General features: G+C 72.6%; 1 protein-coding gene. It reads right to left on the bottom strand.

Annotated elements, in window-relative coordinates:
- Positions 1–8: 8 nt before the first annotated feature.
- The gene (locus WS78_RS28720) at positions 9–12,470 is read right to left on the bottom strand and encodes a thioester reductase domain-containing protein (RefSeq protein ID WP_059580242.1); all 12,462 of its coding nucleotides are present in this window, start codon (positions 12,468–12,470) and stop codon (positions 9–11) included.
- Positions 12,471–12,477: the final 7 nt, after the last annotated feature.

Here is a 12,477-nt window from a genome sequence, read left to right as displayed (position 1 = left end):
ATTTCATTTCACGTGTGGGAGTGAAGGGAAGAAGCGCGCTCGCCGTCGTCCGGCTCGGGCGCGAGCGCGCGCAGGTCCGCGTCGTCGTCGAACATGCCGCGCAGGTATCGCTGCAACAGCGCGTCGTCGAACACGGGCACGACGATGCCGGCCGCCTCGAGCTCGCGATGCGTCGCCGTGCAGTCATAGATGAACGTGGTTTCCTCGCGCTCGCGGGCGAGCTTCACGAGCTCCGCGTCGCTCATGTTCATCATCCATTGCACGACGGGCACGATCGGCTGCACGTCGCCGCGCCGGTAGCGCACGCGCAGCTCGTCGATCCATGCGCGGTGCGTGAGCATGCGCATCGGCGCCGGCAGGTGCGCGTTCATCATTTCGAACACCGTGCGCATCGGCGTGACCTGCATCGTCGACAGATGAAACACGCGGCCGCCGCCCGGATGCTTCGCGCCGAGATGCGCGAGCGCGCGCGCGACGTAGTCGACGGGCGTGATCACGAGGTCGTAGCGGAAATCGTCGAACGCCGCGCCCATCAGCACGCAGCTCTTCAGCAGCCGGTAGTACGCCTGCAGCGCGTCGTAACGGCCGTGGCGCACGTCGCCCGTCACGAGGCCGAGACGGAACACGTTGCACGGCACGCCGCGCGCGGCCGCGAGATGCGCGAGCTGCTCGCCGACCCACTTGCTCGTCGTGTAGCCCTGGTCCGACGGATGCTGTTCGGCGTCGATCGGCGCGGATTCGTCGAATACATGCGTGCCGGTGCGCTCGCGCATGCTGAACACCGCGAGCGTCGACACGTAGTTGAACGTCTTCGGCCGGCCTTCGGTCGCGATCCGCAGCAGCTCGATCACGCCGTCGACGTTGGCCGCGCGCGCCATCTCGAACGATTCGAGATGGTTCATGCTGGTGCCGTTGTGATAGATCGCGTCGACTTCGGCGACGAGCCGCGCGCGGTCGGCGCTCGACAGGCCGATTCGCGGGCGGCCGAGGTCGCCCGGCACGGCGATCACGCGCGCCTCGTCGCCGTCGCGCCACAACGACCAGCGCTCGAGCGTCGCGCGCAGCCGCGCGAGGCCCTGCGCGGCGTCGGGCGAGCGCACGAGGCAGTAGATCGTCGCGCCGGTGCGGTCGATCAGCTCGCGCAGCAGATGGCGGCCGACGAAGCCCGTCGCGCCCGTCAGGAGCAGCGCGCGCGGCGTGCCGGCGACGGGCTCGGGCAGCGGCGCGACGTCGTCGGGCAGCACGGCCGCGCTCGCGAGGTCGACGTATTCCGGGCCGTCCGGCGCGTCGCGCATCCGCTCGGCGAGCCGGCGCACGGTCGGCGCCATGAAGATGTCCGCGACCGACAGCGACGTGCCGAATGCTTCGTTGATCTGATAGACGACGCCGATCGCGAGGATCGAATGGCCGCCGCAGTCGAAGAAGTTGTCGTCGACGCCGAGATCGTCGAGCTTCAGCGCGGCCGCGAAGATCGGCGCGAGCGTTGCCTCGGCGTCGTTCGTCGGCGGCGCGTACGGCGCGCGGCGCGCGCGCGCGTCGCCGGCCGGCACGGCGAGCAGGTGCTCGGCGTCGTCGCGGATCTGCGCGGCGAGCCGGTTCCATGCGTCGTCGAGCGGCACCGACGCGTGCTGGAACGCGGTGCGCGCGATGTAGCTCGCGAGCGCCGCGTAGTACTCGCTCGTGAACGGCACGTGGCCCGCCGCGTCCGCGTGCGGATCGAACACGTCGGCGACCGGATAGATCGCCGCGACGTCGCGCCAGTGCGCGACCGTCACGGCCGGCAGGTCCGCGAGCGCCGCGGCGAGCGTGCGGTACGGCGCGAACGTCGAATCGCGCGCGCGTTGCTCGCCGCAATCGCCGCCGCAATCGCCGATGCATTCGCCGCCGCTGAGCGTGTCGCACGCCGCGAGCGACGAGGCGTCGTCGGGCAGCACCAGCACGAGCAGCGGCACAGCGAGCGACGGCGCGGCGTCGGCGAGCGCGTCGGCAAGCTCGTCGACGTAGAGCGCGATTTGCTCAGCCGCGGCGCTCGCGTCGGCGTCCGCGTTGTCGTCTGCGTCTGCGTCCGCGTCCGCGTCTGCGGCTTCGGCGCTCGCGCTCGCCTCGCCGAAGCGCAGCCAGTCGCGCGGCCGGACGAGCACGACGTTCATTCCGCGCCGGTTCGCATGGAACGGCGTCGACGGATCGTAGAGCGTCTGGAGCAGTTGCCCGTACGGCGCGAAATTCGGCTCGATCGGCTGGCCCGTCGCGGCGCCCCAGTAGCGCAGCGTGCCGGCGAGCGGGCGATCCGTGAACGTCGACGCGATCTCGATGCGCAGCGGCGGCATCGCGTCGGCGATCGGTCGCGCGAGCGCGAGCCCGGCGGGCGGCGCGAGGCCCGCGAGCGGCAGCGACGGAAGCGCGAGCAGCGTATGCAGCAGCTCGACGTAGTACGTCGCGATCGCTTCGGCGGTCGAACGATCGAAGAGATCCGCGCTGAATTGCAGCACGCCTTCGATCGCGCGGTCCGATGCGCGCAGCCGCACGAACAGGTCGTAGTCGAGCCAGCCGGAATCCACTTCGACGGGTTCGACGCCGTCCGGCAGCGCAGGCATCGGGATCACGTTGAACATGATCTGGTAGAGCGGATTCGCGCCGCCGTGCCGTGCCGGATTCAGCGCCTCGACGAGCCGCGGATACGGCACGCCGAGGTGATCGAACGCGCCGTGCACGGTGCGTCGCACGAGCGAGACCGCATCCGCGAAGGTCTCGGCTTCGCCGACGCGCGTGCGCAGCACGAGCGCGTACGCGAGGCAGCCGATCATGTCGGCCGTGTCGTCGTCGGCGCGGTTCGCGTAAGGACTGCCGACGACCACATCGTCGCGGCCCGACAGCACGCGCAGCGCGACCTTGAACGCCGCGAGCATCACGACGAAGCGCGACAGCCCGTGCGCCTTGCAGTATGCGTCGAGCTGCGCGGTCAGCTCCGGCGGGAACGCGAGCGGCACGCTCTGCCCGCGATAGCTCGGCACGGGCGGCCGCGCACGGTCGCACGGCAGCGGCAACGGCGGCGGCACGTCGCGCAGGCGCTCGAGCCAGTAAGGCAGCTCGCGCTCGACGAGCGCGGCGAGCGGCTCGTCCTCGCGCGCGGCCCACTCCGCATATTGCGGATGCGCATCGCACGGCGCGCTCGCGCGGCCCGTCAGCGCGGCGCGCGCGAGCGCGTCGAGCAGCGCGACGACGGACACCGCGTCGCCGACGATGTGATGCAGGTTCAGCAGGATCACATGATCGTCGTCGCGCAATTCGAGCACCGTCAGCCGGCTCGGCTCGCCCTGTTCGAGCGCGAAGCCCTCCCGGCTCGATTCGGTCAGGCATTCGGCGATGCGTGCGGCCTGATGCTTCGGCAGGAGCGCCGACAGATCGTGACGGCGGATCGTCGCCGCGCGGTGCGGCGCGACTTCGGCGCACGGCTCGCCGCCGCGCACGACGAAGCGGGTGCGCAGCACGTCGTGCGAATCGATGAGCGCCTGATACGCGGCTTCGAGCGCGTCGGCGTGCCACTCGCCGCGCACGCGCAGCGCGCCCGGCAGGTTGAACGCCGGGTTCGCCGGGTTCAGGCGATCGAGGAAGAAGAACTGCTGCTGGTTCGGCGACAACTTGTGCACGCGCGGGATCGCATCGCGCGGCGCGGGGGCGCTGCGGCGCGGCGACGCGGCCTGCAACGACGATTCGTCCGCGGGCGACGTGCCCGGTTCGGACGCGAACGCGCGCAACGCGGGCTCGCCTATGTCGATCGAATCCGCCGTGGAGCTGCACGCCGCCGATGCGTCGCCCGCCGGAGTCAGCGTGCCGATCGCGCGCACGCAATCGGCGAGCGTCTTCGCTTCCAGCATCAGGCTGAGCGGAATCTTCACGCCGAGCGCCTGTTGCAGCGTCCGGTGCACGCGCGCCGCGCGAATCGAATCGCCGCCGAGCGACAGGAACGACTCGTTCAGATCGACCTCCGGATAGCCGAGCGCCTGCGCGACCGTGCGGCGCACGAGCGTTGCGACGTCGGGCGTCGATGCGGCGCGCGTCGACGCGTCCGGCGCGCCGGGCGCGTCGGCAATCGCGTCGCGCATCGCAGGCGTGCCGACGCGCGCGGCGTCGATCGCTTGCCGGCGCACGGGCTCGGCGGCGAGCGCCGCTTCGTCGCGCAGCCGGTAGCTCGGGCCGTCGAACGGATAGGCGGGCAGATGCATGCGCCGGCGCGCGCGGCCGCGATGCAGCTCGGACCAGTCGACGCCGAGGCCCTGGCACCAGAGCGCCGCGAGCCTGTCGAGCTTGCCGGTCGCGATGCATTGGCCGATGAGCGACGCGCGCAGCTCGGGATCGGCGTCGAGCTCGGCAAGGCCGTGGTGGCCGGCGGCGAGCCGATGCGCATGCCAGCCGTGCGGCGCGTCGCCTTCGACGAACGCGGCGAGCATCGCCTTAAGCGCGGCGGCGCAGCCGGCGACGCAGCCAAAGCGCGCGGCCATCGGTTCGCGGCCGACCTGCAGCGTATAGGCGAGATCGTGCAGGCGGTCGTCGCCGATTTCGCCTTCGGCGAGCAGCGCGTGAAGCTGTTGCGCGCGGCGGCGCAGCGCGTCGTCGGTCGCGGCGGACAGCACGACGATCGCGGGGCCGCGCGCGTCGTCGGCGGACGCGGCGCGCGCGTCGACGAACTCCTCGAGCACGACGTGCGCGTTCGCGCCGCCCGCGCCGAACGACGACACGCCCGCGATCCGCGGCCAGCCGTCGAGATCCGGCTTCGGCCACGGCGCGAGCCGGCGTTGCAGCGCGAACGGCGACTGCGCGAAATCGATGTCGGGGTTCGCTTCGTCCGCGTGCAGCGTCGGCACGAGTTCGCGATGCTTCATCTGCAGCAGCACCTTCGTCACGCCCGCGACGCCCGCCGCGCTTTCGCAATGGCCGATGTTCGATTTCACCGAGCCGAGCGCGCAGAAGCCGCGATCGCCGGTGGTGTCGGCGAACGCGCGCGTGAGGCCCGCGAGCTCGATCGGATCGCCTAGCGCGGTGCCGGTGCCGTGCGCCTCGACGTAGCCTACCGCGCGCGGGGGCACGCCGCTTCGCGCGAGCGCCGCGGCCACCACTGCCTGCTGCGCGCGCGGGTTCGGCACCGTGAGGCCGTGCGTCTTGCCGCCCGCGTTGATCATGCTGCCGCGGATGACGCCGTGGATCGCGTCGCCGTCGGCAAGCGCGCGCGACAGCGGTTTCAGCACGAGCACGCCGACGCCCTCGCCGTCGACGAAGCCGTCCGCGCCCGCGCCGAACGCGCGGCACGCGTCGCCCGCCGACAGCATCGTCAGCGACGACAGGCCGACCAGATGCTTCGGACTCTGAATCAGGTTGACGCCGCCCGCGAGCGCGCAATCGCAGGTGCCGCTGCGCAGGCTGTCGAGCGCGAGGTGGATCGCGGTGAGCGACGACGAGCACGCGGTGTCGACGGCGAGGCTCGGCCCATGCAGGTCGAGCGCGTGTGACACGCGGTTTGCGATGCTCCAGAACTGCGCGCCCGTCGGATAATCGCCGTTCATCACGCCGACGAACACGCCGACCTGGCGGTTCGCGCTGAGCGTCGCGCTCGTGTAGCCCGCATCCTCGATCGCGGCCCACGACTCTTCCAGGAACAGGCGGCCTTGCGGATCGATGTTTTCCGCGTCGCGCGGCGCAATCCGGAAGAACGCCGCGTCGAAGCGGTCGATCTGTTTCAGGAAGCCGCCCCAGCGGCTGTACGTGCGGCCGGGCGCGCCTTTTTCCGGGTCGAAATGCGTGCGCCAGTCCCAGCGCTCGGCCGGCACCTCGGTGATGCAGTGGCGGCCCGCACGGAGGTTCGCCCAGAACTCGCGCAGGTTGTCGGCCTGCGCGTAGCGGCCGGACATGCCGATCACGGCGACGGCCGCGTCGTCGGCGAACGCGGGGAGCGTGCGCGGGAACGCCGCGTGTGTTGTCGGCGTGGCCGGCATCGTCGTGCGCGATGCGGATGCGTTCCGCGCGGCCGGGTCGGGCATCGTCGATGCGTAAGCAGGTGCGGGCGCATCGATCGATACGCCGATGGCCGCGTGAGGCTGAGCGGCCGCGCGCGCGAACGTCGACGCGTTTGCATCGCTCGCGGCGTTTGCCGGGGCCGCGGCGTCGCCGCCGAGCACGCGCTCGCACGCGGCGCGATGCTCGGCGACGAAGAAATCGGCGAGCGCGTTCAGCGTCGCGTGCTCGAACAGCGTCGCGTTCGACAGCGCGACGCCGAGCGTCTCGCGCAGCGTCTTCGTGAGGCCGATCACGAGAATCGAGTCGACGCCGTAGCCGCCGAGCGGCTGATCCGGCGCGAGCTTGCCGGCGGGCATCTTCAGCGTCCGCGCGACGAGTTGCGTGAGCCATTGCACGCAGCGTGCGCGCAGGTCCGCGCCGGCGGATGCGGCGGCGGGCGGCGGGGCGGCGATGGCGCTTGCGGCAGAAGCGCCGGAAGCGGCCGATGCGGCCGATGCGGCGGCGCCTGCGTGCGCGCGCACGTCGCCGCGCGCCGCGTCGTGCGCGCCGACGATCGCGGGCTGCACGATCACGCCGTCGCTGACCGCGACGATCACGCCCTGGCCAGCCGGCGCGCGATCGGCGGGATCTCCGTCGAGCACCGCGAAGCCTGCCTCGCGCAGCGCGCGCGCCCAGCCGTCGCGCGACAGCAGCGGGCTGCCGGGCAGCCGCCGCGCGCTGTCGCGATGCCGCCACCAGCCGGGCAGCAGACCGAACGTCGCGTGCGCGAACGTGTGCGTGTCGAGCAGTTCGTTGACGATCAGGTGGCCGCCCGTCTTCAGCAGCGCCTTCGCGTTGCGCAGCGTGACGCCGATGTCCTGCGTCGCGTGCAGCACGTTGGTCGCGATCACGATGTCGTAGCCGCCCGCGTCGAGCGCCTGCTCGGCGATTGGCCGCTCGACGTCGAACAGCCGGTAGCGCAGGTCTTCGCGGCCGCGGCCGAACGATTGCTCGGCGTTCAGCAGGAACGCCTTCGAGATGTCGGTGAAGTCGTAGCGGCCGAGCCGCGCGCCGCTCGCGTCGAGTGCGGCGAGCAGCGGCGCGGTCGTGCCGCCGGTGCCCGCGCCGATCTCGGCGAGCGCCGCCGGCGGCGCGGCCGATGTGCCGCCGACGAGATGCAGCACCGCGTCGGCGAGCGCGCGATTGCAGCGGTCCGCCTGCTCGTTGCGCTGATAGACGGCCTCGACGCGGCTCAGGTCGCCGTCGGGGAACAGGATCGACGTCGCGCTCATGCGGCCTTCCAGGATCGCGGGCAGCGCGTCGAGCGTTGCGTCGACGAGCGCGAGGTGCGCGTCGACGAGCCCGGTGCGTGCGAGGTCGGCGCGCGCTTGCGTCCATTCGGCACGTGCATTGTCGACGGACGCCGGCACTTCGGCGAGGTGGCCCGTTCGGCCGTTCCACGCGATGCAGCCGTGCTTCGCGATCAGTGCCAGCGCGTGCGCGAGCCAGCGGCCGTATGCGGGTGCGATGCGGCCGGAGCGCAGCGCGGTGTCGACGTCGAACTTGCCGGCGTTCGACGCGTCGTCGCCGCCGAACACGCGCAGCGCGGCGAGCGCCGCGAACAGCCGGCGCGCGATCGCGCGGTCGAGCGCGGCGAGCGCGTGCCGCCACTGCGCGCTGTCGCCGGTCGCGTCGGCATGCGGCGGCGCATCGGCGAGCGCGTTCGTGCGCGGCGCGATGCGCGCGGCGAGCGCCGGTGCGAGCGTCGGCAGCGCGGCGCTCGCGGTCGTCTTCAGGTAGCCGACCTGATCGACGGACGCGCCGAGCAGCGCGTCGACGACCGCCATCGCCGCCGCGGGCTCGATCGAGCCGATGCCGAGCGCGGCCATCCGCTGGCGATACGGCTCGGACGCGACGACGCCCGTTTGCCCCCAGAAGCCCCAGTTCACGACCTTGACCGCGCAGCGGACCTGCGTGCGCAGCCAGTCGGCGAAGGCGTCGCGGAACGTGCAGCCCGCCGCGTAGTTGCCTTGGCCCGCCGCGACGAACGCGCTTTGCAGCGACGAGAAGAACAGGATGAAGTCGAGCGCGTCGCCGCCGAACACGCGCGCGAGGTTCGCGCTCGTCGCGACCTGAGCGCTCAGCGCCGCGCTGAATTGCGCTTCGTGCTGCTGCGCGAGGCCGCCGTCTTGCAGCACGATCGCCGTGTGCACGACGCCGTCGATCCGGCCGAAGCGCGCGAGCACCGTGTCGCGCGCGGCGCGCAGGGCGTCGGCGTCGCTCGCGTCGGCGCTCAGATACGATGGGCGCGGCCCGAGCGCAGCGAGTGCGCTGCAGTGCGCATCGATTTGCGCGTCGAGCGGCCGCCGCCCGATCCACACGACTTGCGCGCCGCACGCGCGGATCACGTGCTCGGTCCACACGCGGCCGATGCCGCCCGCGCCGCCGATCGCGACGTAGACGCCGCCCGGCCGGTACGGCGGTTCCGCGCGCGCGGGCAGCGCCGCGAGCGGCACGAGGCGGCGCGCGAACCATTGGCCGTGCCGGTGCAGCAGCAGCGGGGGGCCGCTTTCCGCTTCCCGCGCGCGCCAGTCGGCGGGCAGCGCGTCGTCGTCGGACAAGTCGACGAGCCGCACGCGCCAATGCGGATATTCGTTCGCGAGCGATCCGCACAGCCCGGCGAGATCCGCATGCGCGGGGAACGCGGGCGCGTCGCCCGGCATCGTCCACGAGCGGACGGTCAGCACCGTCAGCTCGAACGCGCGGTCGCCGACGCCGAGCGCGAGCAGCCGCTTGACGAGGCGGAAGCCGTCGAGGCCCGCGCATCGGGCGAGCGGCGCGTGCGCATCCGTGCCCGCATCCTCCGCCGCGGGCGGCAGCCAGACGAGATGCGAGACGTGCGCGTCGAGTTCGGCGAGGTCGTCGATCGTGTGCAACTTCGTCGGGTGCGTCGCCGCGAGCGCCGCGTGCTGCGCCGGCGTGCCGCCCAATACGGTCAGCGCGCCGGCGCGCGGCGCGGGCGCTGCCGTGCTCGCCGCGCCGTTCGCGCACGGCAGCCACTGCGGCGCGAGCAGATGGTCGCCCGGCGTCGTGAGGCGCGGCGCTTCGCGCGCCGCCGCGCGCCGCCCGGACGCGAGCGCGAGGCCGCGCAGCGCCGCGCACGGCTCGCCGCGCACCGTCACGAGATCGAGGTCGAACGTGCGGCGGCCCGCGTCGCTCGACACTTCGCGAATCCACGCGTGGGCGCTGTCCGCGAGCGGCCCCGTCAATTCGATGCGCGCGAGCGACGCGGGCAGGAGCGCGCCGTCGATGCGCCCGGCGCCCGCGAGCTGCAAGCCCGCGATCGCCTGGAACGCGCCGTCGATCAGCGCGACGAGGCGCGCATCGCCCGTCGTGCGCGCGAGCGCCGACGCGTCGAATTCGGCGAGCACTTCGTCGCGGCCGATCGCGAGCGCGCGCAGCGGGCGGAACGTCGGGCCGTAATCGATGCCGATCGCGGCGAACGCGTCGTAGCAGGCGTCGGCCGAGATCGGCTGCGTGCAGCGTGCGCGGATCGCGTCGATGTCGAGCGCGGGCGCGTTCGCCCGGGCGTTTGCGACGCGGCTTGCGTGGCCGCGGCCGAGCGGCGCGTCGACGGCGGGGGAGACGGCGATCGAGAATTGGAGCGCGCCGCCGGTTTCGTTTGCGTTCCGGTTTTCGCCGCGCTCCGGATTGACGTTGGCGTAGTCGTTGCCGCCGTTGTCGGCTCCCGCGTGCGCGAGCGCGACGTGCAAGTCGGTCGGCTCGGCGATCGCGATCGGCGCGAGCCATTCGATGTCGTGCAGCGCGATGTGCGTCGCGACGGCCGCGCCGATCGTGCTACGCGAGTCGTGCGGGCAGCCGGTGGCGTCCGAATCGGTCGAAACGCTCGAAGGATTCGGCGCGCTCGAGTTGCTCGAACCGTTCGAACCGCTCGAATCGCTCGAACCGTTTGATCCGGTCGGTTCATTCGATTCGCCTGCGCCGCTCGCGTCAATTGCATCAATTGCGTTCGCGTTCGCTTCGAGCGCGCGCCACGCGATCACGATCTGCGCGGCCGCGGCGAGCACGGGCTCGCCGGCGAGGCGATGGTCGGCGACGAGCGGCGCGTCCGGCGCGATAGACATCCGGTACGCGCCATCGCCTTCGGGCGCGAGCGCGAAGCGCGACGGCGGCGCTTCGTCGGTCGGCCAGTGCCGCTCGCCTTCGAACGGATAAACGGGCAGCCGCAGACGCGGCGTCTCTTCATCCCACGCGACGGGCAGCGGCGCGGCATCACCCGAGAGCCACGCGGCGTGCGCGGGGGCGGGCGGCCGCAGCCGTGCGTCGTCGCGCGTGAGCGATTCGGCGGAGCCGTCGAGCGCGATCGCGAGCTGCGCGCGAAGCTCGGCGAGCGACGAGCACGTGATGCCGAAGCGGCGCGCCATCGTCTCGCGGCCGATCGACAGCGTTTTCGCGAGCGCCGGCAGCGATGCGTCGTCGATGCGTTCGGCGTCGAGCCAGCGCGCGAGCTGCGCGACGCGTTCGCGCAACGCGGTGTCGGTGCGGGCCGATAGCGGGACGAACGATGCGGGCGAGCCGCTTGGGTCTTGCGCATTCGAGGCGCGCCGCGCGTTCGACGAAGGCGATCGGGCGGCGCTTGCGCGATCGATCGGCCGTGCGCCGGCCGATTGCAGCACGACGTGCGCGTTCGATCCGCCGAACCCGAATGAGCTGACACCCGCGCGCAGCGGCGTCGGCGTTGCCGCGCCCGGCCACGGCGCCGGCTCGGTGACGACGTAGTAGCGGCTGTCGTCGAGCTTCAGAAACGGATTCGGCTCGCGGCAATGCAGGCTCGGCGGCAGCGTCCGCCGGTTCATCGCGAGCACGACCTTGACGACGCCCGCGAGGCCCGCCGCCGCCTCGAGGTGCCCGATGTTGGTCTTGACCGAGCCGAGGCCGCAGCGCGCGGGCGCATGTGCGCCGGCGCGCTCGCGCGCGCACGCGTCGAAGCCCTGGCGCAGCGCCTGCACTTCGATCGGATCGCCGAGCGACGTGCCGGTGCCGTGCGCTTCGACGTACGAAACGGTGGCGGGATCGACGCGCGCGTCGCGATACGCGGCCTCGATCAGCGCGGCCTGCGCGTTCACGTCGGGTGCGGTCAGGAACGCCGCGCGGCCGCCGTGGTTGATCGCGCTGCCCTTGATCACCGCGAGCACCGGATGCCCGCCAGCGCGCGCGCGTTCGAGCGGCATCAGCACCAGCGCCGCGACGCCTTCGCCGCGCACGTAGCCGTTCGCCGACGCGTCGAACGTCTTGCAGCGCCCGTCGGGGCTCAGCATGCCGGCGGCGGCGAGCGCGCGGTGCAGCCGCGTCGTCAGCATCACGTTCACGCCGCCGACGATCGCGACGCCGCTCTCGCCGCGCCGCAGCGCGCGCACCGCGCGATGCAGCGCGACGAGCGAGCTCGAGCACGCGGTGTCGACGGCCTCGCTCGGCCCGTGCGTGCCGAGCAGATGCGACAGCCGGTTCGGCAGCATCGCGTGCGCGTTGCCGACGGCGAGATGGCCGTCCGCGCCGGGCAGCAGATCCATGTAGTCGGACGTGCTGACGCCGACGAACACGGCGGCGTCGCTGCCCATCAGGTCGGACGGCCGGATCGCCGCGTCTTCGAGCGCGGCCCATGCGGTCTGCATCAGCAGGCGCTGCTGCGGGTCCATCTGCTCGGCTTCGCGCGGCGAGATGCCGAAGAACGCGGCGTCGAAATATTCGACGCGCGGAATGAAGCCGCCCCAACGCGACGCGGGCTCGCCGTCGGCCGCGCGCCAGTCCCAGCGCGACGGCGGCGCTTCGGCGATCAGGTCGTCGCCCGCGGCGAGGTGCCGCCAGAATTCGGCGAGGTCGGCCGATTGCGGGAAGATGCCGGCCATGCCGACGATCGCGACGTCGCTTGCTGTTTCGTCATCCGTATCGTCGGATGCTTCGTTCAGGGATTCGCCGTTGGCGTCGCGGTGCGGCGCGTCGTCCGGCGCATGGGCATCCCGAAGCGGCTCGCTCTCGTGCGGCGGGCTCTCGATTGGCGCGGATTGCGCCAATTGCGCGGGCGCGGGCTGCTGCTGGCGCGCGCCGGCCTCCAACCGGCCGCCGGGCGCGGCGGCGGATGCGCCGGTCGCCGCGTGCGTTTCGTTCCCGAGCGCGAAGCCGTGCTTGCGCGCGACCTCGGCCGCGTGCCGCGCGAGCAGATGCTCGGCGATCGCGCGCGGCGCGTGCACCTTGAAGAACAGCGTCGGCGCGAGATCGAGACCGTAGTAATCGTTCAGGCATCCGGACAATTCGACGTACTGCAACGAGTCGAAGCCCAGTGCGTGCAGCGGGCGCTCCGCGGCCGACGCGTCGAACGTGCGGCCGGCGATGTCGGCGGCGAGCGACAGGACAGCCGCTTCGACGGCCGTGGCGAGTTCGCGGGAAGGAGAAGATGCGGTCATGGGAATC

The sequence above is a fragment of the Burkholderia savannae genome (assembly GCF_001524445.2).
GTDB lineage: Bacteria > Pseudomonadota > Gammaproteobacteria > Burkholderiales > Burkholderiaceae > Burkholderia > Burkholderia savannae.
This window is presented reverse-complemented; position numbering and strand designations above follow the sequence as displayed.

Excerpts from the sequence above, each read along its gene's own strand:
- WS78_RS28720 (WP_059580242.1), bottom strand. The coding sequence starts at position 12,470 with ATGACCGCATCTTCTCCTTCCCGCGAACTCGCCACGGCCGTCGAAGCG.